Below are 23,731 nucleotides of genomic sequence, written 5' to 3'. Positions count from 1 at the left end.
AAGGCCCCCACCGCCTTCGGGCGGAGCCTCAGGGCCGGGTGAGGAGGGTTCCGCAGTTGCCCACCACCACGAACCTTCCTCCGCCGTGGGCAATGCCCTCGGGTTCGTTGCCGAGAGGATGGGCCTCGTCCCAAGTGAGGCCGTCTTCGGAAAAGGCCACGAGCCCCTCTCCCGGGCTAGGATGCCCCACCAGGGCGAAGCGCCCATCGCCATGGGCCACGCTGGGGAGATGTTTGGGCAGGTGCCGGGTGTTGGCCTCCTCCCAGTCCCAGCCCTTCCGGGCCACCAGGACCGAGCCGTGGCCGCTGGCGAGGAAGCGCCCTCGGCCGAAGGCCAGACCCTTGAGCCAGGGGCGTCCCAGGGAGAGCACCTTTTCCCAGCGCAGGCCGTCTTTAGAGGCGTAGAGGCTTCCCCTTTCCCCCGCCGCCAAAAAGGTCCCCTGCCCATGGGCCACCCCCAGCAGGGTTTCCTCCTCGGGCAGGGGAAAGGCTTCCCAGGCCTTCCCGTCCCGGGAAAGGAGCAGGGCCTCTCCCACCGCCACGAAGCGGTCTTCGCCGTAGGCCACCCCAAAAAGCCTCTTTCGCACGGGGATTTCCCTTTGCCACCACTCCTTGCCATCGGCCGAGGAGAGGAGGATGCCCTCTCCCACCGCCACGTACCCCTTCCCGCCCCAGCCCACGCCGAGGAGCCAGGCGGGCGTCCGGGCCTCGAGGGTCCAGGCGGTGCCCTCTGGGGAGAAAAGGACGACCCCCATGGGCCCCTCGTGCCCCACGGCCACGAAGCCCTGGGGCCCAAAGGCCACGCTCCAAAGCTGTTGTCCGGTGCCGGGGTGGACGGGCTTCCAGGTAAAGCCCTCCTCGGAGGTGTAGAGGGCCAGGCCCCAGCCCACCGCCACGAAGCGGCTTCCGTTCCAGGCCACTCCCGTGAGGAAGGGGGCCCCCTCCAGGACCGCCTTGTGCCAGCGGATGCCGTCGGGGGAGGTCAGGACGGTGCCCTGTTCCCCCACCGCCACCCATAGCCGGCCGCTGTGGGCCACGCTGAAGAGGCCTTTCCATGTGCCCGAAACCTGGGGGTGCCAACTCTGCCCGTCTGGCGAGGTGAGGATGAGGCCGCCCCAGCCTACGGCCACCCAGAGGCCTTGGGCGAAGGCTACGGCGTTGAGGATGTCCGGGGCCGAGAGCGCCCTAAAGCGCTTCCCGTCTTGGGAAACCAGGATGACGTGGTCGCCCACCGCCACGAAGCGGCCTTGGGCATAGGCCACGTCCCAGAGGTTGCCATCCATCCCCAGGGGTACGGGTTCCCAGGCCGCGCCGTCCTCGGAGGTCAGCACCAGCCCTTCCATGCCCACGGCCACGTAGCGCCCCCTCCCATAGGCCACGCCCCAAAGACCCCTGGTGTCCCCCACCTTTGCCGCCTCCAGGGGACCCCCAGGGGCTCCCTGCAAAACCGTGGCCTTGCCCCCCACCACCACCTGCCGCCCATCCCCCAGGGCCGAGGCGGTGAGGGCCTCGAGGGTGGGTGTGGCCACCTGGCGCCAGGAGAGGCCGTCCGGGCTTTCCAGGAGGAGGCCGTGCCAGCCGGTGGCCACAAAGCGGTCCCCCTGCCAGGAAACGTGCAGCAAGGGGGTTGAGCGCACCGACCAGCCCGCGGCAAGCCCTCGCAAGGCCAAACCAGGGATCTGCGAGGCCTCCAACATGGCGCCTCCTTGTCCGGAGTCTAAGGGACGGAGGTTTTCGCAACAAGCCCCCACCTTCCGCCCGGGAAGGCGATCGGGGTTGCCGGTATACTTGGCCCCGTGCTGGGCCTTTACCACGCGGCCAGGGCCCTGGGGATGCGCCCGGCGCTGCTGGAGTCCCTGGGGCCGAGGACCCCCTTTGCCCGGCTCTCCCTCCTGGGGGTGCGCCCAGAGCACCGCCTCGAGGTCCTGGAGGGCCGCCTCTACCTGGACGGCCGGCGGGTGGGGGAGGCCTTGGACCTCTTCCGCCACCTGGAAAGGGGCCTGGGTAGGGGCTTTTTCCCGGCATGGATCGGCTTTTTCGCCTACGAGTTCGCCCGCCACCTGGGCCTGCCCACCCACGAGCCCCTGCCGGGCCTTCCGGAGGCCGCCTTTTACTACTACCCCGAGGGCTTCGCCCTCCTGGGGGGAGGGTTGGTGGCCACCCCTCCTTCCCCCTAAGGCCCTTCCCTATACCCCCCTCCCTTGCCCCACCACCCCCTGGTCTCCGACTTCCCCAAGGAGGCCTTCCTGAGGGGGGTTGGGGAGGTCCAGGAGAGGATCCGCGCGGGGGTGGTCTACCAGGTGAACCTCTCCCACCGCTTCCGCCTCCTGGGCCCCATGGACCCCTCCTCCTCTACGCCCGGCTCCGGGCCCTGAACCCTTCCCCCTTCATGGGGCTTCTGGAGGGGGAGGGCTGGGCGGTGGTCTCGGGAAGCCCGGAGCGGCTCTTCCAGAAAACGGGGCCCGGGTCCTGGCCGGCCCATCGCCGGGACCCGGCCCCGGGGGCGGACGGAGGCGGAGGACCTGGACCTGGAAAGGGATCTTTTGGCCTCCCCCAAGGAGCGGGCGGAGCACGCCATGCTGGTGGACCTCCTCCGCAACGACCTGGCCAGGGTGGCCCTTCCGGGGACCGTGCGGGTGCGGGAGCTTTTCACCGTGGAGCGCTACGCCCACGTGATGCACCTGGTCTCCGAGGTGGAGGGCCACACCCGGGCCTCCTTGGGGGAGGTGTTCCGGAGCCTCTTCCCCGGGGGCACCATCACCGGGGCCCCCAAGGGCACGGTGATGGCGGCCATCCGCGAGCTGGAGCCTGTGCCCCGGGGGGCCTACACCGGGAGCCTGGGGTACGTCTCGGGCCGAGGGGCGGACTTCAACATCCTCATCCGCTCCTTCCAGCGGGTGGGGGAGGAGGTGCTCTTTTCCGCGGGGGCGGGGATCGTCATCGCCTCCGACGCCGAGGCCGAGTACCAAGAGACCCTGCACAAGGCGGAAAGCCTCCTCCTGGCCCTGGAACGGGGCCGCCCGGGCCGGAGGCCGGAACCGCCCAAGGCCACCGCCGCCTGGAGCCCGCCCCCACCCCCTAGGCGGGTGCGGGCCCGGGTCCTCTTCCTGGAGAACCGGGACTCCTTCAGCTACAACCTGGTGGACTACCTGAGCGCCCTGGGGGCGGAGGTCTTGGTGGTGGACCAGGAGGAGGCGCCTAGCCTCCAGGGCTTCAGCCACCTGGTGGTGGGGCCTGGGCCCAAGGACCCCTTCACCGCGGGGCGGGTTCTGGAATGGACCCGAAGGGCCTTGGGGGAGGGCCTTCCCTTTCTGGGGGTTTGTTTGGGCCACCAAGCCCTGGGGGTGGCCTTGGGGGCGGAGCTCTACCGGGAGGCCCCCGTGCACGGGGAGGCGCATCCCATTTTCCACGGGGGGGAGGCCCTCTTTGCGGGCCTGCCCAACCCCCTCCCCTTTGCCCGTTACCACTCCTTGGCCCTGAGGGGCCTTCCCCAGGGGGTACGCCTCCTGGCCTGGACGGGGGATGGGGTCCCCATGGCCATCTGGGACGGCAGGCGGGCCTATGGCGTCCAGTTCCACCCGGAGAGTATCCTGTCCCCGTGGGGGATGGAGCTTTTGGCCAGGTTCCTGGAGGGGGCCTGAGGCGGGTCCTCCTGAAGGGGGAGCCCTTCAGCGAGCCCCTTCCGGAAGGGTTTTTGTACCACGGGCTGAGCGTCTTCACCACCTTGCGGGTGGAGGGCGGGGAGGCCCTGTGGCTGGAGGACCACCTCCACCGCCTGCGCCGGCACGCCTTGGCCTTGGGGCTTCCCTATCCGGGGGATGGGGTGTTCCTGAAGGACCTCGAGGCCCTTAAAAAGGAGCTTTCCCCCTTCCCCTGCCTTCGCCTCCGTTTCACCGTGGGGGAGGGGGTTTGGCTTTCCGAGGCCCGGCCCTATACCCCTCTTCCCTTGGCCGCCTACCAAGAGGGGGTGCGGGTTCTCCTGACCCCCTACCGGGTGCATCCGGACCTGTGCCGCTTCAAGACCGGGAACTACCTGCCCTACCGCCTGGCCCAGAGGGAGGCGGAGGGTCAGGGGGCCTTCGAGGGGCTTTTGCAGGATGGGGAGGGCTACGTGGTGGACGGAAGCCGCACCAGCCCCCTCCTCTACCGGGATGGGGTGCTCTTGCTGTTGGAGGGGGGCCTCGAGGGCATCACCCGCAGGAAGGTGGCCGAGGCCGCCCGGGAACTGGGCCTTCGGGTGCAGGAGGCGCGCCTTTACCCCTGGGAGCTCCCCCTGGCCGAGCCGCCACCCCTTCCCCCGAGGCTGGCCCTGCGCCGTGGCCGGGAGGGGGAAGGGGTTAGGGGAACCCTGCTCCTGGCGGGAAGCGGGGTGGGGCTTTTGCCCGTGGGGCCGCTTCCCGAGGCCTTGGCCCCCTTGGTGGAGCGCTTCCTTCCCGCCTGCTATACTGAATAGCGGTACCTCCAGCCCATCCCCATGGGCTGGTGCCCCTTTTTACGCGGAGGGAAGGGATGAAGAAGCCGGTTTACCTGACCCCGGAAGGCTTTAGGCGCCTTCAGGAGGAACTGCATCACCTGAAAACCACCAAGCGGCAGGAGATTTCCGCCGACTTTGAACAGGCCTTGGAGGAAGGGGACCTGAGGGAGAACGCGGGCTACGACGAGGCGCGCCGGGCCATGTGGCAGAACGAGGCCCGGATCGCCCAGCTGGAGGACCTCCTGGCCCGGGCGGTGGTGGTGGAGGGGAATGGCTCCTACGACCAGGTGGCCTTGGGCTGCCAGGTGGAGCTGGAAACCGAGTCCGGGGAAAGGCTCTCTTTGGCCATCGTGGGGAGCCACGAGGCCGACATTTTCAGCGGCAAGATCTCCGACGAGTCCCCCCTGGGCCAGGCGCTTTTGGGCAAGAAGGTGGGGGACGTGGTGGAGATCCGGGGCAAGAAGGGGGCCCAGGTCTACACCATCCTGGAGATCAAGCCCCTATAGCTTCGCGGTGAGCGCGGATGCGGTCTTCAGGGGGCCTAGGGCCTCCTCCGCGTGGTGTTTCAGGGCGAGGAGGAGCCTTTCCAAGGGAGCCTCTTCCAGATAGGGAAGGGCCTCGCTGCCCGGGAGGTGGAGGATGGCCCTGAGGGCTTCCACCCCCTTTTCCCCCAGGTAGACGCCCTTGTCCCCAAGGCGGCCCGCCTCCAGGTGTAAACCCGGCCCCAAAAGGTTGGGACCCAGGCCTCCCGCCTTCACCACCCGCCAGCCCGCCCACACCAGGGGCAGAAGGGGCCTGGGGTGTTTGGCGATGCCCCGCAGGCCCGAGATGAACACGGGGTAGATCCTGGGGGCGGCCTCGGGGGAGGCCAGGCGGTAGGAGAGTTCCGCCAGAAAAGAGGCCAGCAGGAAGCGCTGGGGTTCCTCGAGGCCGTGTAGCCTTCCGAGAAGCTCCGCCTGGGTGAGGGTGGGAAGGCCCTCCCCCTTGGCGTAAACCTGGAAGCGCACGTGGTGGAAGAGGGACAACCTCCCCGAGCGTCCCGAGGGCCGCACCCCCTTGCGGGCCACGGCCTCGAGGCTCCCTTGAGGGGTCAGGAAACGCAGGAGGAGATCCCCTTGGGGTAGGGCCTTACGCCCCACCACCACCCCTTCCTCCAGGCGGTAGCGCTCCACCTTTATCAGTGTATGCTTAAGGTATGGAACGGACCCTGCGGGATGCCTTGGAGTGGGTGGTCTTGGGGCTACTGGTGGTGGTAGGGGTGCTTCTCGCCCTATGGGTGGGCGGATGGGTGTTCTCCTTTCTGGGCCGGGTGCTCTTGGCGCTTTCCGGCTTGATCTGGGAACTTTTGAAGTTCGCTATCCCCTTGCTGATCCTGGCGGCCATCGGCTACGGGGTGGTGTACTTCCTGCAGAAGCGAACCGCCTAGGTGGGCCCTCCCTGGTGGCGCAAGCCACCCCGGGGTATCCGGGCCCAGCCCCTACCCAAGGGGCTGGGTTTTCCCTTGGCGCGCGGATACCCCTAAAATGGGTGCCCTCGGGGGTGGGGGCCTTAGGGGAGCTCCAGGCCAAGGGCTACGCCTACATCAAGGTGGGCTGACCCGCAAGAAGCCCGCATGGGTGCGTATAATGCCCCCATGCGGGTCCTTTTCATCGGCGACGTGATGGCCGAGCCCGGCCTAAGGGCGGTGAGCCTCCACCTGCCGGATATCCGGGATCAGTACGATCTGGTCATAGCCAACGGGGAGAACGCCGCCAAGGGCAAGGGGCTGGACCGCCGTTCCTACCGCATCCTGCGCGAGGCGGGGGTGGATTTGGTTTCCCTGGGCAACCACGCCTGGGACCACAAGGAGGTCTACGACCTTTTGGAGAGGGAACCGGTGGTCCGGGCCCTCAACTACCCCCCGGGTACCCCAGGGCGGGGCTGGTGGCGGCTAAGCGCAGGGGGGGAGAGCCTCCTTTTTGTGCAGGTGATGGGCCGCATCTTCATGGATCCCCTGGACGATCCCTTCCGCGCCCTGGATGCCCTTTTGGCCCAGGAAAGCGCGGATTACATCCTGGTGGAGGTGCACGCCGAGGCCACCAGCGAGAAGATGGCCCTGGCCCACTACCTGGATGGCCGGGTTACCGCCGTGCTGGGCACCCACACCCACGTGCCCACCCTGGACGCCATGCGCCTGCCCAAGGGAACCCTGTACCAAACCGATGTGGGCATGACCGGCACCTACGAGTCCATCATCGGGGGGGAGGTGGAGACCTTTTTGGCCCGCTTTCTCACGGGTAGGCCCCAGCCCTTTAGGGCGGCCCAGGGAAAGGCCCGCTTCCACGCCACGGAGCTGGTTCTGGAGGGGGGCAAGGGGGCTTCCATAGGCCCTTACGTGTGGGAGGAGCCTTGACGCGGGGAAAGGAGGACTCCTTTGAACTGTTGCGGGCGGAGGTGGACCTTTTGGGCCGCCTTCTGGGGGAGGCCATTCGGGCGGTCTCGGGGGAGCGGTTTTTCGCCCTGGTGGAGGAGGTGCGCCTCCTTGCCAAGGCCCGGCGGCAAGGGGACGAGGGGGCGAGCGCCCTCCTCCTAAAGCGGGTGGAGGGGCTTTCCCTGGAGGAGGCGGAGGCCCTGGTGCGGGCCTTTACCCATTACTTCCACCTGGTGAACCTGGCGGAGGAAAGGCACCGGGTGCGGGTAAACCGGCTCAGGGCCCAGGCGGAAACCCCGGAAAACCCCAGGCCCGAGGGCTTCCTGGCCCTAGCCCAGGCCCTGAAGGAAAGGGGGCTTTCCCTCGAGGCGGTGGAGGCCCACCTGAACCGCCTGGAGCTATGGCTCACCTTCACCGCCCATCCCACCGAGACCCGCCGGCGGACCCTAAGGTATCATCTGGAAAGGCTACAAGAGGAGCTGGAGGCCCAGGACCAGGCCCGTTTGGCGGCCAGGGTGGCCCTGCTTTACGCCACCGAGGAGGTGCGCAAGGCCAGGCCCGCGGTGGAGGACGAGATCAAGGGGGGGCTTTACTACCTGCCCACCACCCTCTGGCGGGCGGTGCCCAGGTTGGTGGAGGGCCTCGAGGCGGCCCTGGAGCAGGTGTATGGCCGACGGCCCCGCCTGAAGAGCCCGGTGCGCTTTAGGAGCTGGATCGGGGGCGACCGGGATGGCAACCCCTTCGTCACCCCAGAGGTGACCGCCTTCGCCGGCCGCTACGCCCGCCAGGTGGCCCGGGAACGGTTCTTACAGGAGCTGGAGAACCTGGTGCGGGACCTCTCGCTCTCCGAAACCAAGGTGCCGGCCCCCCGGGGGATCCGGGAGGGGGGAGAGGGGGTGGAACGCTTTCCCGGCGAACCCTACCGCCGCTTCTTTGCCCAGCTTTACGCCCGGCTGGAAAGGGAAGAGGTGAGCACCGAGGAGCTTTTGAGGGCCCTGCGGATGGCGGAGGAGGGGTTGGCCACGGTGGGCCTAGGGCAGGTGGCCCATTCCTTTTTCCGCCCCCTCGAGGTCCGCCTTCTCGCCTTCGGCCTGGAGCTTGCCCCCTTGGACCTGAGGGAGGAGTCCCAGAAGCTCCTGGAGGCTGTCCATGAGCTTCTGGCCGTGGGGGGTGTCCATCCTGGCTTCCTCTCCCTTTCCCCGGAGGAGAGGGAGGCGCTGCTCACCAGGGAGCTGGCCAGCGCCCGGCCCCTACTGCCCGTGGGGGAGGAGCCCAAAACCCAGGCCTTGCGGGTGGCCCTGGGGGCCCTTAGGGCCTGGCGGGACAAGGGGGCCCACGTGGTTTCCATGACCCACCATCCGGCGGACATCCTGGCGGTGTTCCTCCTGGCGCGGGAGGTGGGGCTTTACCGCCCCGGGCGCGCCCTGCCCTTTGACGTGGTGCCCCTCTTTGAGACCCTGGAGGATCTACGCCGGGCCCCGGAGGTGGTCCGCCGCCTCCTGAACAACCCCGTGTTCGCGGCCCATGCCCGGGAGCGGGGCGGCGTGGAGGTCATGATCGGCTACTCCGATTCCAACAAGGATGCGGGCTTTTTGGCCGCCAACCTGGCCCTGTATGAGGTCCAGGAGGCCTTGGCCCAGGTGGGGGAGGAGGTGGGCCTGCCCATTTTCTTCTTCCACGGGCGGGGCACCTCCACCGCCCGGGGGGGTGGGCCCGCGGGCCGGGCCATCGCCAGCCTCCCTCCCCGGAGCGTGGGCCACCGCATCCGGCTCACGGAGCAAGGGGAGGCCCTGGCGGACCGGTACAGCCATCCCGAGCTGGCCGTGCGCCACCTGGAGCAGCTTCTCTTCCACTTCGCCCAGGCGGCCTTAGGGGAGGGGGTGGAACCCAAACCCGAGTGGCGGGAGGCCCTCTGGCGGGCGGGGGAGGAGAGCGTGCGCCGCTACCGGGCCCTTTTGGCCCAGGAGGGCTTCTTTCCCTTCTTTGAAGCCCTCACCCCCATCCGGGAGATCGGGGAACTCCCCATCGCCAGCCGCCCCGTCTACCGGCACGGCCGGGTGCGGGAGATCCGGGACCTCCGGGCCATCCCCTGGGTGATGGCCTGGACCCAGGTGCGCCTTCTCCTCCCCGGGTGGTATGGGCTCAGCGCCCTGGAGATCCTGCCCCTGGACCTCCTAAGGCGCATGTACCGGGACTGGCCTTTCTTTGCCACCACTTTGGAAAGCGCTGCCATGGCCTTGGCCAAGGCGGACGTGAGGGTGGCGGCCTTGTACCTGCGCCTGGTGCCGGAAAGGCTCCATCCTCTTTTCCACGGCATCGCCCAGGAGTACCAGAGGACGGTGGCGCTTCTGGAGAGCATCTTCCAGGCCCCCCTCCTCCACAACCAACGGACCTTGGAGCGGCAGATCGCCCTGCGCAACCCCTACGTGGACCCCATCAACTTTGTCCAGGTGGAGCTCCTCCGCCGCTACCGCGCCCCTGGGGGCCGGGAGGACGAGGCCTTGAAGAAGGCCCTTCTCCTCTCCCTCCTGGGGGTGGCGGCGGGCCTCCGAAACGCGGGGTAAGATGGTGGCCGATGGAGCTCGGCCAGCATCCTGACCAGCGGGTGGGGGTCTTCGTGGACACCCAGAACCTCTACCACTCTGCCCGGGACTACTACGAGCGCAACGTGAACTTTGAGAGCCTCCTCCGCTTTGCCGTGGGGGGGAGGCGCCTGGTGCGGGCCACCGCCTATGTGGTGGAGAAGGAGGGGGACACCTCCGCCTGGCCCTTCATTTACAAGCTTTCCACCATCGGTTACCGCGTGCGGCGCATGTACCTCACGGTGAAGGAGCTGGGCGAGGGAGGGAGGCCCATTTACGAGGGCAACTGGGACATGGGCATCGCCGCGGACATGGTGCGGCTCATGCCCTACCTGGACGTGGTGGTCCTGGGAAGCGGGGATGGGGATTTTGTGGAGATCCTCGAGGTTCTCATGGAGCGGGGCATCCGGGTGGAGGTGATCGCCTTCCGGGAGACCACGGCCCAGAAGCTGATTGACGCCGTGGACCGCTTCGTGCACCTTCCGGAGATCCCTGGGGCCTTCATGGAGCCCAAAAACCCCGAGCGATGAACCTGGAGGCTTTTGACTACCACCTCCCCCCGGAGCTCATCGCCCAGGAGGGGGTGGAGCCCCGGGATTGGGCCCGGATGCTGGTGGTCCACCGGGAGGGGCCTTTTGCGGTGGCGCACCGCCAGGTGCGGGACTTGCCTGAGTACCTCCTGCCGGGGGATGTCCTGGTCTTCAACGAGAGCAAGGTGATCCCCGCCCGCCTCCTGGCCCGAAGGCCCACGGGGGGCAGGGTGGAGGTGCTCTTGGTGCGGGAGCGGGCCCCGGGGCTTTGGGAGGCCCTGGTGGGGCCGGCCCGGAAGGCTAAGCCCGGCACCCGGCTCCGCTTCCTTTCCCCTCGGGACCTGCAGGAGGTTCCGGGCCTGGAGGCGGAGGTGGTGGGGATGGAGGGGGAGGGGGTGCGGCTCCTTCGCTTCCAGGGGGACCTCTTGGCCCACCTGGAGGAGGTGGGAGAGGTGCCCCTGCCCCCCTACATCAGGGCCAAAATCCCTCCGGAACGCTACCAGACCGTGTACGCCAACCGCCCGGGTTCCGTGGCCGCCCCTACCGCTGGCCTCCACTTCACCCCGGAGCTCCTCCTTCGCCTAAGGGGGATGGGGGTGGAGCTTCGCTTCCTCACCCTGCACGTGGGCCCTGGCACCTTCCGTCCGGTGAAGGGGGACCCGGAAAAGCACGAGATGCACCCCGAGCCCTACGAGATCCCCGAGGAAACCGCGGAAGCCATCAACCGCGCCAAGGAGGAGGGCCGGCGGGTGGTGGCGGTGGGCACCACCGTGGTCCGGGCCTTGGAAAGCGCCTACCGGGAGGGGGAGGGGGTGGTGCCGGGGGCGGGGGAGACCCGGCTATTCATCCGCCCGCCCTACACCTTCCGGGCGATTGACGCCCTATTCACCAACTTCCACCTGCCCCGCTCCACCCTCCTCATGCTGGTGGCGGCCTTTTTGGGCTACGAAAAGACCATGGAGGCCTACCGGCTTGCGGTGGCGGAGCGGTACCGCTTCTACTCCTTAGGGGATGCCATGCTCATCCTCTAGGGAGCTCCTCAAAGACGTTGGTCCAGACGTTCAGCACCTGCCCGCCGCCCGAGGTCTCGCCGGTGGGGATGGTCTTCACCACCTCGAGGCGGGCCATGTCCAACTTGTAAAGGTTCCCGTCGGCGTTGGACAGGTAGCCGTAGCGGCCATCCGGGGTAAAGGCCACGTGCCCCATGCGCCCCTTGCCCACCACCAGGTCTTTCACGGTGCGCAGGCCCACCAGGTCAAGGATGGTGATCACGTTGTTGCCGTAGTTGGTTACCACGGCCCGGCGTCCGTCGGGGGTGTTGTAGGTATGCCCCACCCCGGTGCTGGCGCAGGTGAGCCGATGGACGAGCCGCTTGGTAACGGTGGAGAAGATGGCCACCTCCCGGCCCTTGAGGTTGTTGCCCGGCCCCCGGTTCAGGGCCAGGAAGAAGCGGCCGTCCTGGGTAAAGTTCCCGTGGTGGGCTTCCACGGCCTCTTCCCCTATGAGGGGCATGTCCATGCGGTGGGTGATGGGCCTCCCCGGGCGGGTCAGGTCGTATACGGCGATGCCAGGGCGTACCTTGTCGTTGCCCTCGTGCACCAACCAAAGCTCCTTCCCGTTGGGGCTCACCACTGGGTAGTGGGGAACGCTGGGGGCGGGGTGGGTTTCCACCTCCCAGGTCTGGGTGTCCACCACCACCAGCCGGTCGTCCACCCGGTCCATGGAGAAGAAGTACCGCCCGTCCAGGCTCCAGGCGTTGTGCATGGAGGTCACCCCCTTGGGCGCGTTGTTTACGGGAATCTCAATGACCTTGTGCAGGCTGTCGTCCTCCACCCGGAGGAAGGCCAAACGTAGCTTCCCCTCGGTGAGGCCCCAGTGGTCCACGCCCACCAGGGTGCCTTGGGGGTTCACCAGACCGTGCTTGGGGCGGTTGCCCGTTTCCAGGACCTTGGCCACTTGGCGCCTTTCCAGGTCCAGGACCACCACGCGGGTCTCCCCCTCCCCAGCCCCAGAGACGTAGACCTTGCGGGCATCCGGGGTCATGCTCCCCAAGGTGGCGCCCTTGGCCGTGGGGAGGGTGGCCACCACCTCGTCGGAGCGGGTGTCCACCAAGAAGGCCTTGGCGTTGGCGTTCAGGTAGACCACGTAAGGGGACCACACCGGTGCCGGGGCGGACTGGCTCGCCGCGCGGGAGACCACGCCGTAGGCCAAAAGGGCCGCACCTTGCTTAAGAAGCGTTCTCCGGTCTGTTTTCATATGCCCTCCCTGTTTGAACCCCCAGTCTATACCGTTGAACATAAAGTGCACAGGGGTATATGGATAAGTTTCTTGTTATGTAAGCGCCCCTGTGTGCCTCAGGGTGCCTTAGGCTAAAGGCTTCGTCCGCGACCGACATGCTGGGAAAAAGGGCAATTCCCAAAGCCTTTCTGGGTGGTCTGTCTTGGCCCATGCCCCAATGGGGGGGCTAGGGGAGGGCGGGCCTGCGGCTGGCCCGGAGGAGGTCCAGGGCTAGCGCCTCGATCCTTTCCCGCAGGAAAAGGGGCTTGAGCCACGCATCCGGGATGGCCTTCTTGCCGTGGTAGGCGCCCGCCAGCTGGCCATAGACCGCGCCCACGGTGTCCGCGTCCCCGCCCAGGTTCACCGCCCGGAGCATGCCCTCCTGGAAGGAGGAGGTGGTGGCGAAGGCGTAAAGGGCGGCCTCGAGGGTCGCCGGGGCGTACCCTGACCCCTCCTTGGGCTCATGCCAGAAGCTTCCCTCCACCACCCGGCGCACCGCGGGGTGGAGCTCCCAGGAAAGGAGGGGTTTCATCTCCAGGAGCTCCTCCTTGGGGACCCCCTCCAGGGCCCCCTTCAGGAGCCAGGCCAGGACCGCCGTGGCCTCCAGGGCCTCCCTGGCCCCGTGGGTGGTGCGGGCCGAGAGGTGGGCCAGGTCTAGGAGTCCGGGGCTTTGGCGGTAGGCCAGGACCAAGGGGGCTAGGCGCATGAGGGGGCCGTTGCCTGCCCCCTCCTCGTCCCCACAGAAGGGGTCCCTTGTGCGGGCGAAGCGCTCCAGGGCGCGCCGGGTAGCGTTCCCGATGCCCAAGGGGTAGCCCTTGGCGCTCAAGTAGCCCTCCCGGTACCAACGCAGGTAGCGTTCCATCTGGTCCTGGGGATCAAATCCCCTTTCCAGGAGGCTTTCCGCCAGGCAAAGGGCCATGCTGGTGTCGTCGGTCCAGGCCCCCGGGGGGAGGTGGTGGGGTCCGCCCCCTTCCATGCCTGCCACCAGGGGAAAGCTCCCTTTGGGCCGGAACTCCACCTGGGCCCCCAGGGCGTCCCCCACGGCCAGGCCCAGCATGGCCCCTAGGTAGCGGTCCTGGAGTCCCTGCAACTCCTCCACCCAGGCCTGGGCTTCCCTGGGGCCCAGGAGGGTGGGGCGGCGGGCGGGGGCGAACCAGGCGAGGAGGGAGGGAAGGTCCTCGAGGCCCGGGCCTTCCCCCAGGAGGAGCTTATGGTCCCCATCGGCCAGCCACACCATGCCCAAGAGGTTCCCTTCCGCCCAGGTTCCTGGGGGGAGGGGGTGGCCCAGGTACACCGCGTCCACCTCCTCCCCGTCCGCGGGGTTGATCAGGCCGGGGATGAGGCCGTAGTTCACCGGGGCGGGCTCCTCCTCCCCCACCAGCTGGAGCCCCTCCTCCTTCCAGGCGTAGCGGAGGGGGCTTCCCTTGCTCCATTCCACCACCATGCGTAGGCGCATCGTCCTAAAGAAGCAAGCGGGCCACCGAAAGGTAGATGAGGAGGCCCGAGATGTCCGAAAGGGTGGCCACCAAGGGGTTGGAAACCAGGGCCGGGTCCACCCCGAGGCGCCTGAGCACCACCGGGAGCATGGCGCCCACCATGTTGGCAAAGAACACCAGGAGGAAGAGGGCCAAGCCCACCACTGGGGCCAGGAACGCATTGCCGTCTAGGAAAACCTTACCCAGCAGTAAAAGGGCCAGGGTGAGGCCCAATAGGACCCCCACCGTCCCCTCCTTGAGGAGGACCCGCCGCCAGTCCTTCAGGTCCAGGTCCCGGGTGGCCAGGGCGCGGATGATGAGGGTGGCGGACTGGTTCCCGGTGTTGCCCCCGGTGCCCAAGAGTACGGGCACGTAGAAGGCCAAGGCGGTGGCGGCGTGGAGAAGGTCTTCAAACCCCTGCAGGATGGAGCTGGTGATCATGCCGGTCAGGATGAGGATCACCAGCCAGCGCACCCGCGCCAGCCATAGGGCGATGGGGGAGGCTTGGCTGTAGACCAGGTCCGGTACGTCCACCGCGGCCAGCCGGTGGATGTCCTCGGTGGCCTCCTCTTCCAAGACGTCCAGCACGTCGTCCACCGTGACGATGCCCACCAGGCGGCCCTCCTCGTCCACCACGGGCAGGACGGTGAAGTCGTAGTCGGCCATGAGGCGGGCCACCTCTTCCTGGTCCGTGTCCGTGCGCACGTGGACCACCTTGGGGTTCATGATCTCCGCCACCTTGGTCTTGGGGTCGGAGACGATCAGGTCCCGCAGGGACAAAACCCCTTTGAGGCGCTCTTTTTCGTCCACCACGTAGATGTAGTAGATGGTTTCCGCATCGGGGGCCGCCCGGCGCAGGAAGCGGATGACCTCCTCCACGGTCATGTCCTCCCGCACCGCCACGTACTCGGGGGTCATGAGGCCCCCCGCCTCGTCCTCCTCGTACCGGGTGAGCTCCTCCACCTCGGCCCGGGTTTCGGGGTCCAGGGCCTCCTTCAGGCGGCGGAACAACACCGGGTCCTCCTCCTCCACCGCCTGGAGGGCGTCGGCCAGGTCGTCCAGGGAGAGCTCCTCCAGGAGTTCCTGCACCCGCCAGGGGGGGAGGGTTTTGAGGTACTCCGCCTGCGCCTCCGCGGGGAGGTTGGCGAAAACCTCCGCCGCCCGGTCCTTGGGGAGGAGGGTGAGGACCACGTAGCGGTGTTCCCCCTCGAGGTCATCCCACACGGCCAGGAGGTCCTGGGGATGGGTTTCCTCCAGGAGCCCCTTCAGCTTCAGGGTGTCGCCTTCTTGCAGGGCTTGGCGTAGGGGAGAAAGGGTGGTCTCCACAGGCGGCCTCCTTTCCCGCTGAAGGCCGCCTGGGGCGGCCTTCAGGGCCTAGGACTCGAGGGCAAAGCCCCTAACATACCTTTCTTAGCCTAGGGGTCCCGGTCCGGCCCGTCAACCGTGCCCACTAGAAATGTGGGAAAAATTGAGGTTGACACGCTCAAGGGGTGTGCCCTATCCTAAGGCCCGGCCTGGTGGCCGGGAGGCGCATGTTTGCCAAGCTAGCGGGGAGACTGCAGGAGGCCATTGACCGCCTAAGGGGCCGGGGCCGCATCACCGAGGAGGACCTGAGGGCCACCCTCAGGGAGATCCGTCGGGCCCTTATGGAGGCCGACGTGAACCTGGAGGTGGCCAAGGCCTTTGTGGAAAGCGTCCGGGAAAAGGCCCTGGGCCAGAAGGTCCTGGAGAGCCTGACCCCGGCGGAGGTGGTCCTGGCCACGGTCTACGAGGCCCTGAAGGAGGCCCTGGGGGGCGAGCCCCGTTTCCCCACCCTGAAGGACCAGAACCTCTGGTTCCTGGTGGGCCTGCAAGGCTCCGGCAAGACCACCACCGCGGCCAAGCTGGCCCTCTTCTACAAGGGCAAGGGGCGGAGGCCCCTCCTGGTGGCCGCCGATACCCAGCGCCCTGCTGCCCGGGAGCAACTCCGCCTCCTGGGGGAGAAGGTGGGGGTGCCCGTCCTGGAGGTGATGGACGGGGAAAGCCCCGAGTCCATCCGCCGCCGGGTGGGGGAGAAGGCCAGGGTGGAGGCGCGGGACCTCATCCTGGTGGACACCGCGGGACGCCTGCAGATCGACGAGCCCCTCATGGCCGAGCTGGCCCGCCTCAAGGAGGCCATGAACCCCGACCAGGTGCTTCTGGTCCTGGACGCCATGACGGGCCAGGAGGCCCTGGGGGTGGCCAAGGCCTTTGACGAGAGGGTGGGGGTCACGGGCCTCATCCTCACCAAGCTGGACGGGGATGCCCGGGGCGGGGCGGCGCTTTCCGCCCGGCACGTGACGGGGAAGCCCATCTACTTCGCCGGGGTTTCCGAGCGCCCCGAGGGCCTGGAGCCTTTCTATCCGGACCGCTTGGCGAGCCGGATCCTGGGCATGGGGGACGTGGCCACCTTGGCGGAAAGGGTGAGGGCGGCGGGCCTCGAGGCGGAGGCCCCCAAGCCCGCCAAGGAGCTCACCCTGGAGGACTTCCTCAAGCAGATGCAAAACCTGAAGCGCCTGGGTTCCTTCTCGGAGCTCCTGGCCATGCTGCCTGGGGTGGGCAAGGCCTTGCCGGCAGGGGTTCAGGTGGACGACAAGGCCCTGAAGCGCCTTGAGGCCATTGTCCTTTCCATGACCCCCGAGGAACGGAAAGACCCCCGGATCCTAAACGCCTCGCGGCGCAAGCGCATCGCCAAAGGAAGCGGCACCAGCGTGCAGGAGATCAACCGCTTCATCAAGGCCTTTGAGGAAACCAAGGCCCTAATGAAGTCCCTGGAGAAGAACAAGGGCCGGGGACTCATGGGAATGTTCAGGAGGTAAGGAAGAATGGTCAAGATCCGGCTTTCTCGCTTTGGCTCCAAGCACAACCCCCATTACCGCATCGTGGTGACCGACAGCCGTAGGAAGCGCGATGGGGCGTACATTGAAAAGATCGGTTACTACGACCCCCGCAAGACCACCCCGGAGTGGCTCAAGGTGGACGTGGAACGGGCCAGGTACTGGCTCTCCGTGGGGGCCCAGCCCACGGACACCGCCCGGAGGCTTCTCCGGGAGGCGGGGGTTTTCCGGAAGGAAGGCTAAGGCCTAGGCCGTGCGGACGGCGCCGGTGCGCTTTGTCGCCCGGCGCCTTTGCCTTAGCATGGAGCCATGAAGGACCTGGTGGAGTACCTGGCCAAGAGCGTGGTGGACCAGCCGGAGCGGGTTCGGGTGCAGGAGAGGCGCACCCGCGAGGGGCCGGTGTACGTGGTGGAGGTGGCCCCTGAGGACAAGGGCCGGCTTATCGGCAAGCAGGGCCGGGTGATCGAGTCCATCCGTACCCTGGTGCGGGCCTACGCCAAGCGCAAGGTGGGGGTGGAGGTGCGCTAAAGGTGGCATAATGGGAGGGGATGCGCCTGGTGGAGATCGGCCGGTTTGGTGCCCCTTATGCCCTACGGGGGGGTCTGAAGTTCCGCGGTGAGCCCGTGGTGGCTCACCTGGAACGCGTGTACGTGGAGGGGCATGGCTGGCGGGCCCTGGAGGATTTCTACCAGGTGGGGGATGAGCTGGTGGTCCACCTGGTGGGGGTTTCCAGCCGGGAGCTGGCCGAGCCCTTGGTGGGCCTCCGGGTGTACGCTGAGGTGGAGGAGCTTCCGCCCCTCGAGGAGGGCCAGTACTACTACTTTGCCCTCATCGGCCTTCCCGTTTACGTGGGGGGCGTGAAGGTGGGGGAGGTGGTGGACATCCTGGACGCGGGGGCTCAGGATGTCCTGGTGATCCGCGGGACCGGGGAAAGGCTTCGCGACCAAAGGGAGCGGCTGGTTCCCTTGCAGGCCCCTTACGTGCGGGTGGGGGTGGAGGGCATCCACGTGGAGCCCATCCCCGGCCTCTTTGACTGAATGCGCTACAGCATCCTTACCCTTTTCCCCGGGCTCATACGCCCGTGGCTTTCGGAATCCCTCCTGAAAAAGGCCCAGGAGCGGGGCCTTCTCCAGGTGGAGGTGGTGGACCTCAGGGCCTTTGGTTTGGGGCGGCACCGCACCGTGGACGACACCCCTTATGGCGGCGGGGCGGGGATGGTGATCCGCCCCGACGTGGCGGTGGCGGCCTTGGAAACGGTCCTCCCCGCGGACGAGGTGATCCTCCTCTCCCCGGCGGGGGAGCCCTTTACCCAAAGGGTGGCGGAGGAACTGGCCCAGAAAGAGCACCTGGTGCTCCTTTCCGGGCGTTACGAGGGGTTTGACGCCCGGGTGGAGGCCTTTGTGACCCGCACCCTGAGCATCGGGGACTTTGTGCTCATGGGGGGGGAGGTGGCGGCCTTGGCGGTGCTGGAGGCCACCGCCCGGCTCATCCCTGGGGTGATCGGGGATCCGGAAAGCCACCGGAGGGATTCCTTCGTCCGCGGGCTTCTGGACCACCCCCACTACACCCGACCGCCGGTGTTCCGGGGGCTTGGGGTGCCCGAGGTGCTCCTTTCGGGAAACCACCCGGAGGTGGATCGCTGGCGCAGGCGGGAAGCCTTGCGGAAGACCCTTGCCGTGAGGCCGGAGCTGGTGCGGGAGGCAAGGCTTGGGCCCCTCGAGGTCCTCTGGCTTGCGGAAATGGACCGGGAGGGCTAGACTAGAGGCTGTTGCCCATGAACCCCTAGGGGTTCCTCTGGGGAGGGAGGAGAACATGAACCGTGGAGCGCTGCTTAAAGTGGTGGAGGCCAAGTATACCCGCACCGACCTTCCCGAGTTCCGGCCCGGCGATACCGTGCGGGTGGCCTACCGGGTGAAGGAGGGCAACCGCACCCGGGTGCAGAACTTTGAGGGCATCGTCATCAAGGTTAAGCGGAACGGTTACAACAGCAGCTTCACCGTGCGCAAGGTGAGCTATGGGGTAGGGGTGGAGCGCATCTTCCCCCTGCACTCCCCCCTTATTGAGCGGATAGAGATCGTCCAGCGGGGCCGGGCCCGGCGGGCCAAGCTTTACTTCATCCGTGGGCTTCCCGAAAGGGAGATCCGCCGCAAGCTCCGCGCCGACCGCAAGCGCATCGGCCAGGACCAGGAGATGGCCAAGGCCGCCAAGGAGACCGCCATGGCCGAGGCCGCCGAACCTGCCCAAGGGGAGTCCAGCGCCGAGTAGCCCTTACCCAGCGCCGGGGGGCGGGCCAATCCGCCCCTCGGTTTCGCTTAGGAACCCCAGGGCCCTAGCCCTTTCCAGGGCCTCCACCCGGTTTCGGGCGAGCAACTTACCGTAGAGGCTTTCCAAATGGTCTTTCACCGTATCCGGGGAAAGGCCAAGGGCCTTGGCCATCTCCTTCACGGAAAGCCCCCGGGCCAGAAGGCGGAGCACCTCCTCCTCCCTGGGGGTCAGGGTGGGGAGGTCAGGGGGCGTGAGGCCTTCTTCCCCCCGGGCCACGCGCAGGAGGCGCCTTTTCAGCTCGGGGGCCGAGAGCTCCTTGGAAAAGTAGGCGTTGGCCCCGGCGAGGTGGGCTTCCCGCACCAAGGCGGGCTCCTGGTAGGTGGTGAGGAGGGCGATGAGGCCTTGGTAACCCGCTTGGCGGAGCCTTCTCGTGCAGGCCAACCCGTCCAATACCGGCATCCTTAGGTCCAGGAGCACGGCTTCCGGTTGCAGGGCCAGGGTCTTGTCCAGGGCTTCTTGCCCGTCCTGGGCCTCGGCCACCACCACCAGGCCTTCCCCCTCGAGGCCCGCCCTAAGCCCCAGGCGGAAGAGGGGGTGGTCGTCGGCAATCAGGATGCGGAGGCCAGGTTCTGGGTTTCCCATCCCTCCCCTTAGCATAGGCCCACCGCGGACGGGCCTAACCAACGCCTATACTGGGGCCATGCCCTTGACCCTGAACGACCTGGCGACCCTTTCTGGCCGGGCTTCAGAGGCCCTGCTTCGCGAGGAGGTGGAGGAAACGGGCCTGGCCCCCGAGGTGATCCTGGATAAGCTTCGCGAGCGCCTGGGCGTCATGCGGGATTCCATCCGGAGGGGCCTAGCCTCGGATGCCCCCAGCGTGGCGGGGATGGTGGGTAAGAACGCCAAGACCCTGTGGGAGGCTCCCAATCCCTTGCGGGACCCCCTCCTGAAGCGGGTTCAGGCCTACGCCATGGCGGTCAATGAGGAGAACGCCCGCATGGGCCGGATCGTGGCCGCCCCCACCGCGGGCAGCGCCGGGACCCTGCCGGGGGCCCTTTTGGGGGTGGCGGACCATCTGGGTATCCCCGATGAGGCCCTCCTCATGCCCATGGTCCTGGCCGCCGGGGTGGCCAAGATCATCAGCCGCCAGATCTACATCGCCGGGGCCAGCGGGGGGTGCCAAGCGGAGATCGGTTCTTCCGCGGCCATGGCGGCGGCCGCCGTGACCGAACTGCTCGGGGGGAGCCCGGAGGCCTGCGCCCATGCGGCCGCCTTGGCCCTGCAGAACACCCTGGGCCTGGTGTGCGATCCCGTGGGAGGGTTCGTGGAGGTGCCTTGCGTGATGCGCAACGGCTTTTACGCCGTTCATGCGGTGAGCGCCGCCTCCATGGCCCTGGCGGGGATCAGGAGCGTGATCCCTCCCGATGAGGTGATCCTGGCCATGGCGGGTATCGGCCGCCTCCTGCCCTTGGAGCTAAAGGAAACGGGCCTGGGGGGCTTGGCGGACACCCCCACGGGGCGCCGGCTTGCCGCCCAGGCCCTGGGGCGGGTTTCCGAGGATTGAGGCAAGGAGGCCAAGGGGGGAGGCCCCAGGGAGGGGGTCCTACTCCTCCCCTTTGGCCACCGGAACCCCCACCAGGTTGCCCCACTCCGTCCAGGAGCCGTCGTAGTTCTTCACGCGGGGGTAACCCAGAAGGTACTTGAGGACAAACCAGGAGTGGCTGGAGCGCTCGGCGATCCGGCAGTAGACCACCACGTCCTTGTCCGGGGTGACCCCCAGGGGGAGGTACAGGGCCTTGAGCTCCTCGGCGCTCTTAAAGGTGCCGTCGGGGTTCACCGCCTTGGCCCAGGGGATGTTCTTGGCCCCCGGGATGTGGCCGGCCCTTAGGGCCCCCTCCTGGGGGTAGCCGGGCATGTGGGTGAGCTCCCCCCGGTACTCCTCGGGGCTGCGCACGTCCACCAGGGCCCCCTTGCCCTCCTTGACCTTGAGGATGTGTTTCAGCACCTCGTCCCGGTAGGCGCGGATGGACTCGTCCCGGTACGGTACCCGGTAGGTGCTCCTGGGGTAGGAGGGCACCTCGGTGGTGAGGGGGCGTCCCTCCTCCACCCACTTCTGCCGCCCCCCGTTCATGAGGCGCACATCCTGGTGGCCGTTGTACTTGAAGAACCAGAAGGCGTAGGCGGCCCACCAGTTGTTCTTATCCCCGTAGAGGACCACGGTGGTGTCGTTGGCGATGCCAAGCCTTTCCATGAGGCTGGCAAAACCCTCTTCATCCACGAAATCCCGCACCACGGGGTCCCAAAAGTCCCTTTGCCAGTCCACCTTTTGGGCCCCGGGGATGTGGCCGGTGTCATAGAGGAGGATGTCCTCGTCCACCTCGAGGATCCGCACCTGGGGATCCTCGAGGTGCTCCTGAACCCAGTCTGTGCTCACCAGTACCTCAGGATGGGCGTACCCCATACCTCTCCTCCCGAGGCCAACATACCCATGAGCGCAAAAGAGTAAAGGAACCTGGCCCACATTTGGCAACAAGGCCTGGGCTTGCCTAGTAAATCGCCTTGTACCCCCCCTGAGGGGGAAGCAGGGTGAGCAGGATGCGCAGGCCGTAGGCAAGGAACTCCATAAAGGCCCGCCACATGGCCGTATGCGGTTTCCGCTCCTGCAAATAACCCCTCCGCAAACGCGTCTTCATCCCCCCAAACACCCCCTCCACCACCCCTCGCCTCCGATACACCTCCCCGTCCCACCTCGCCGCTACCTCCCGCCGCACCTCATCCCGCACCTCTCCCCCTCCCCGCAGCCGGATCAGGGGCCACACCCCAAGCCCTCGCACCACCTCCCACACCTCCCTCCCGTCAAAGCCCGCGTCCCCCAAAAGCACCCCGCCCCCCAGCCCAAACCGCAGGAGCACCCCCGCCCCAAGCCTCGGGTCAGGGGCATACGCCCGCCCCACCCCGCCCCCCCAAGGGACCAAAAGCTTCTGCCCCCTCCTCCACCGCACCAGGGCCAAAAGCCGGCTGTGCCCCCGCATCCGCCGCTCCTCCTGCCCCCTGCGCCAGCGCAGCACCGTGTCTTTGCTACGGTAGGCCAGCCCCGTGCTGTCCATCAAGAAAAGGGGGGTTCCCCTTCCTCTTGGGGAAGCCGGGCTTCCACTTCCTGTACCAGCCGTTCCAGCAGCGCCTGCAGCACCTCTTCGTTCAGGTGTTTCTGTGCATAGGCGGCCAGGGCCTGGTGGGAGGGGAAGGGGCCCTCTAGGAGGTCCTGGAGATGGGCCTCTGTGGCTCGGTAGGTGAGGCCGTAGAAGGCGCGGAAGAGGAGGAGGGCCAGGTACAGGGCATGGGTGTAGCGCCAGGGTCTGCCGCGGTGGCCTTTGGGGGTGGGTGGGGCCACCTCTTGGGCCAGGTACAGGCAGAGCTCCAGGACTTCCTTGGGCCTCGGTTCCCTTCGGACGAAGCCGCGCTTGCCCATCTCGGGAAATGCATAACTCAAGAGGGCTTGCAAGGCAAGCCCACAAGGCCTTGCTGAGGGGGCAGGCGTCTGGTATAAAGGTACCTGCGGGGAGTAGCCGCCCCCGAAGGGGGCCAGCCGGTCGTCAGTACGGGAACCTTCCCCGGTCGGCTGGGGCGCCTAAGGGCGCATGGCGAGACCACCTGTACGGGTGGCCTCGGTTTTTGCTACTCTGCCCGCGGAGGTGGAGCATGGAGATGTTGGCGATTTTGCTCATGGTGCTGGTGTTCGTGGCCAGCGTGGCGATCCAAGGGGGGTTGCAGGCCACCTTTGCCCGTTTTAGCCGGGTGGCCAACAGCCGGGGCCTCACGGGGGCCCAGGTGGCCCGGGCCATCCTGGATGCTCACGGCCTCACCCAGGTGCGGGTGGAGCCCGTGCCCGGGGCCCTCACGGACCACTACGACCCCCACGCCAAGGCGGTGCGGCTTTCCGAGGCCAACTACGCCTCCCCGAGCCTGGCGGCCTTGGCCGTGGCGGCCCACGAGGTGGGGCATGCGGTGCAGGATGCCCAAGGGTATGCTTGGCTTCGGGTAAGGGCCAGCCTGCTTCCCGCCGCCAGCCTGGGTTCTAACTTTGGGCCCTTACTGGTGGTTTTGGGCTTGGGCATGGGGGCCCTGGGTTTGGCCAAGCTGGGCCTTTACCTCTACCTGGCGGTGGCCCTCTTCCAGTTCATCACCCTGCCCGTGGAGTTTGACGCCTCTCGCAGGGCCCTGGAGTTTCTGAGGCGCATGGGTTTCCTTTCCCCTCAGGAGATGGCCCCTGCCCGCCAGGTGCTGACCTGGGCCGCCCTCACCTATGTGGCCGCCTTGGCCAGCTCCTTGGCCAGCATCCTCTACTACGCCAGCCTCCTCATGGGCCGGAGGGAGGAGTAGATGCCTCTCCTTCTTTGCCCCAACTGCCAGGTGGGGATGCGGGAGGTGGAAAGGCGGGGGGTGGTCCTGGATGTCTGTCCCCAGTGCGGGGGCGTCTGGCTGGATAGGGGGGAGCTGGAGAAGCTCTTGGCGGAGGCCAAGGAGGCCAATCGGGCCCACGAGGAGAAGTGGGGAACCTACCCCCACGGGGAGGGGAAGCCCTACCGCAAGAAGAAGGGCTTCCTGGAGATTTTTGACCTCTTTGATTAGGCCCTGAGGCAAACCCCCCCGGGGGGTTCTACCCCGGGGGGGTGGGATTTTCCTACTCCGCCTTCTTCAGGCGCAGATACCAGCGCTTGTACTCCGTGTACTCGCCCTTCTTGGCCTCGTCGGCCTTCAGCTCCTCCAAGGTGGCCGGGGGCTTGACGATGCCCGGGTGGCCGGGTTGCCAGTCGGCGGGGGTGTTCAGGCCCGTGCGGTCGGTGAACTGGAGGGCGCGGATGAA

The 23,731-nt window shown here is 67.5% G+C and carries 28 protein-coding genes and 1 pseudogene; 19 read left to right on the top strand and 10 right to left on the bottom strand.

Features of this window, described 5'->3' with window-relative positions; genetic code table 11:
• Positions 1-28: 28 nt before the first annotated feature.
• Positions 29-1,696 (bottom strand): WD40/YVTN/BNR-like repeat-containing protein, encoded by a 1,668-nt coding sequence (locus tag BS74_RS12985; RefSeq protein ID WP_038057003.1) that lies wholly within the window; start codon positions 1,694-1,696, stop codon positions 29-31.
• A gap of 99 nt (positions 1,697-1,795) precedes the next feature.
• Between BS74_RS12985 and BS74_RS13220 the strand changes: the two genes are divergently transcribed.
• The 5 genes from BS74_RS13220 to greA all read left to right on the top strand — a co-directional run bounded on the left by BS74_RS13220 (position 1,796) and on the right by greA (position 4,979).
• The gene (locus BS74_RS13220; RefSeq protein WP_425427245.1) at positions 1,796-2,176 is read left to right on the top strand and encodes a hypothetical protein; all 381 of its coding nucleotides are present in this window, start codon (positions 1,796-1,798) and stop codon (positions 2,174-2,176) included.
• 24 nt (positions 2,177-2,200) lie between these two features.
• Positions 2,201-2,374 carry a hypothetical protein gene (locus tag BS74_RS13215; RefSeq protein WP_425427244.1) on the top strand — a complete coding sequence of 58 codons (174 nt, stop codon included), beginning with the start codon at positions 2,201-2,203 and terminating at the stop codon, positions 2,372-2,374.
• Positions 2,375-2,479: 105 nt separating this feature from the next.
• Entirely contained in the window at positions 2,480-3,640 is a 1,161-nt protein-coding gene (locus tag BS74_RS13210) for a chorismate-binding protein (protein WP_425427254.1), read from the top strand.
• On the top strand, positions 3,637-4,452 hold the full coding sequence (locus BS74_RS06110) for an aminotransferase class IV (RefSeq protein ID WP_038058943.1): 816 nt from the start codon (positions 3,637-3,639) through the stop codon (positions 4,450-4,452). The genes BS74_RS13210 and BS74_RS06110 overlap by 4 nt, the downstream gene beginning before the upstream one ends.
• 56 nt (positions 4,453-4,508) lie before the next feature.
• On the top strand, positions 4,509-4,979 hold the full coding sequence (gene greA, locus BS74_RS06105; RefSeq protein WP_015717289.1) for a transcription elongation factor GreA: 471 nt from the start codon (positions 4,509-4,511) through the stop codon (positions 4,977-4,979).
• Here the strand turns inward: greA and recO are convergent.
• On the bottom strand, positions 4,974-5,645 hold the full coding sequence (gene recO, locus BS74_RS06100) for a DNA repair protein RecO (protein WP_038057000.1): 672 nt from the start codon (positions 5,643-5,645) through the stop codon (positions 4,974-4,976). The genes greA and recO overlap by 6 nt on opposite strands.
• A 23-nt stretch (positions 5,646-5,668) precedes the next feature.
• Between recO and BS74_RS06095 the strand changes: the two genes are divergently transcribed.
• The 5 genes from BS74_RS06095 to queA all read left to right on the top strand — a co-directional run bounded on the left by BS74_RS06095 (position 5,669) and on the right by queA (position 11,026).
• Positions 5,669-5,899 (top strand): hypothetical protein, encoded by a 231-nt coding sequence (locus BS74_RS06095; RefSeq protein ID WP_038056991.1) that lies wholly within the window; start codon positions 5,669-5,671, stop codon positions 5,897-5,899.
• 207 nt (positions 5,900-6,106) lie between these two features.
• Entirely contained in the window at positions 6,107-6,865 is a 759-nt protein-coding gene (locus tag BS74_RS06090) for a TIGR00282 family metallophosphoesterase (RefSeq protein ID WP_038056989.1), read from the top strand.
• Positions 6,862-9,447, top strand: coding sequence for a phosphoenolpyruvate carboxylase (locus BS74_RS06085; RefSeq protein WP_038058941.1), 2,586 nt, complete (start codon positions 6,862-6,864; stop codon positions 9,445-9,447). Before BS74_RS06090 ends, BS74_RS06085 begins: the two co-directional genes overlap by 4 nt.
• Before the next feature lie 11 nt (positions 9,448-9,458).
• Entirely contained in the window at positions 9,459-9,995 is a 537-nt protein-coding gene (locus tag BS74_RS06080) for a LabA-like NYN domain-containing protein (RefSeq protein ID WP_038056987.1), read from the top strand.
• Positions 9,992-11,026: a tRNA preQ1(34) S-adenosylmethionine ribosyltransferase-isomerase QueA gene (queA, locus tag BS74_RS06075; RefSeq protein WP_038056986.1), complete on the top strand. Its 1,035-nt coding sequence runs from the start codon at positions 9,992-9,994 to the stop codon at positions 11,024-11,026. The genes BS74_RS06080 and queA overlap by 4 nt, the downstream gene beginning before the upstream one ends.
• Here queA and BS74_RS06070 read toward each other — a convergent pair.
• The 3 genes from BS74_RS06070 to mgtE all read right to left on the bottom strand — a co-directional run bounded on the left by BS74_RS06070 (position 11,016) and on the right by mgtE (position 15,073).
• Positions 11,016-12,251 carry a YncE family protein gene (locus BS74_RS06070; protein WP_038056985.1) on the bottom strand — a complete coding sequence of 412 codons (1,236 nt, stop codon included), beginning with the start codon at positions 12,249-12,251 and terminating at the stop codon, positions 11,016-11,018. The two genes, queA and BS74_RS06070, sit on opposite strands and share 11 nt — an antisense overlap.
• Before the next feature lie 208 nt (positions 12,252-12,459).
• Entirely contained in the window at positions 12,460-13,728 is a 1,269-nt protein-coding gene (locus BS74_RS06065; protein ID WP_038056983.1) for an ADP-ribosylglycohydrolase family protein, read from the bottom strand.
• Positions 13,729-13,732: 4 nt separating this feature from the next.
• Positions 13,733-15,073, bottom strand: a complete 1,341-nt coding sequence (gene mgtE, locus BS74_RS06060; protein ID WP_038056981.1) for a magnesium transporter — start codon at positions 15,071-15,073, stop codon at positions 13,733-13,735.
• A gap of 206 nt (positions 15,074-15,279) precedes the next feature.
• Between mgtE and ffh the strand changes: the two genes are divergently transcribed.
• The 6 genes from ffh to rplS all read left to right on the top strand — a co-directional run bounded on the left by ffh (position 15,280) and on the right by rplS (position 18,867).
• A complete protein-coding gene (ffh, locus tag BS74_RS06055; protein WP_038058939.1) occupies positions 15,280-16,584 on the top strand; it encodes a signal recognition particle protein in 1,305 nt (434 codons plus the stop codon).
• A 6-nt stretch (positions 16,585-16,590) separates the two neighbouring features.
• Entirely contained in the window at positions 16,591-16,845 is a 255-nt protein-coding gene (rpsP, locus tag BS74_RS06050) for a 30S ribosomal protein S16 (protein WP_038056977.1), read from the top strand.
• 66 nt (positions 16,846-16,911) lie between these two features.
• On the top strand, positions 16,912-17,130 hold the full coding sequence (locus BS74_RS06045) for a KH domain-containing protein (protein ID WP_038056973.1): 219 nt from the start codon (positions 16,912-16,914) through the stop codon (positions 17,128-17,130).
• A gap of 20 nt (positions 17,131-17,150) precedes the next feature.
• Positions 17,151-17,639, top strand: a complete 489-nt coding sequence (gene rimM, locus BS74_RS06040; RefSeq protein WP_038056970.1) for a ribosome maturation factor RimM — start codon at positions 17,151-17,153, stop codon at positions 17,637-17,639.
• Entirely contained in the window at positions 17,640-18,359 is a 720-nt protein-coding gene (trmD, locus tag BS74_RS06035; RefSeq protein ID WP_038056967.1) for a tRNA (guanosine(37)-N1)-methyltransferase TrmD, read from the top strand. It abuts the gene before it with no gap.
• 55 nt (positions 18,360-18,414) lie between these two features.
• Entirely contained in the window at positions 18,415-18,867 is a 453-nt protein-coding gene (gene rplS, locus BS74_RS06030; RefSeq protein WP_038056964.1) for a 50S ribosomal protein L19, read from the top strand.
• A gap of 3 nt (positions 18,868-18,870) precedes the next feature.
• Here the strand turns inward: rplS and BS74_RS06025 are convergent, their stop codons facing one another.
• Positions 18,871-19,524 carry a response regulator transcription factor gene (locus tag BS74_RS06025; protein ID WP_081914565.1) on the bottom strand — a complete coding sequence of 218 codons (654 nt, stop codon included), beginning with the start codon at positions 19,522-19,524 and terminating at the stop codon, positions 18,871-18,873.
• A gap of 43 nt (positions 19,525-19,567) precedes the next feature.
• Here BS74_RS06025 and sdaAA point away from each other — a divergent pair, with 43 nt between their 5' ends.
• The gene (gene sdaAA / locus BS74_RS06020) at positions 19,568-20,431 is read left to right on the top strand and encodes an L-serine ammonia-lyase, iron-sulfur-dependent, subunit alpha (RefSeq protein ID WP_038056961.1); all 864 of its coding nucleotides are present in this window, start codon (positions 19,568-19,570) and stop codon (positions 20,429-20,431) included.
• A 39-nt stretch (positions 20,432-20,470) separates the two neighbouring features.
• Here the strand turns inward: sdaAA and BS74_RS06015 are convergent, their stop codons facing one another.
• The 3 genes and pseudogenes from BS74_RS06015 to BS74_RS12435 form a co-directional block, all read right to left on the bottom strand.
• Complete coding sequence (locus BS74_RS06015) at positions 20,471-21,328, bottom strand: sulfurtransferase (RefSeq protein WP_038056958.1); 858 nt, start codon at positions 21,326-21,328, stop codon at positions 20,471-20,473.
• Between the two features lie 85 nt (positions 21,329-21,413).
• A pseudogene (locus BS74_RS12440) lies at positions 21,414-21,995 on the bottom strand (transposase); the annotation flags it as partial.
• Complete coding sequence (locus BS74_RS12435) at positions 21,974-22,336, bottom strand: hypothetical protein (RefSeq protein WP_051946690.1); 363 nt, start codon at positions 22,334-22,336, stop codon at positions 21,974-21,976. The gene BS74_RS12435 and the pseudogene BS74_RS12440, both read right to left, overlap by 22 nt.
• Positions 22,337-22,566: 230 nt before the next feature.
• Between BS74_RS12435 and BS74_RS06000 the strand changes: the two genes are divergently transcribed.
• Positions 22,567-23,247: a zinc metallopeptidase gene (locus BS74_RS06000; RefSeq protein ID WP_038056956.1), complete on the top strand. Its 681-nt coding sequence runs from the start codon at positions 22,567-22,569 to the stop codon at positions 23,245-23,247.
• Positions 23,248-23,496, top strand: coding sequence for a TFIIB-type zinc ribbon-containing protein (locus BS74_RS05995; protein WP_038056955.1), 249 nt, complete (start codon positions 23,248-23,250; stop codon positions 23,494-23,496).
• Between the two features lie 52 nt (positions 23,497-23,548).
• Here the strand turns inward: BS74_RS05995 and BS74_RS11680 are convergent, their stop codons facing one another.
• Entirely contained in the window at positions 23,549-23,728 is a 180-nt protein-coding gene (locus tag BS74_RS11680) for a thioredoxin domain-containing protein (protein ID WP_281173181.1), read from the bottom strand.
• Between the last annotated feature and the right edge of the window lie 3 nt (positions 23,729-23,731).

It is taken from the genome of Thermus amyloliquefaciens, assembly GCF_000744885.1.
Classification (GTDB): domain Bacteria; phylum Deinococcota; class Deinococci; order Deinococcales; family Thermaceae; genus Thermus; species Thermus amyloliquefaciens.
The sequence above is the reverse complement of the archived record's forward strand: the minus strand, read 5'-3'. Positions and strand labels throughout refer to the sequence as shown.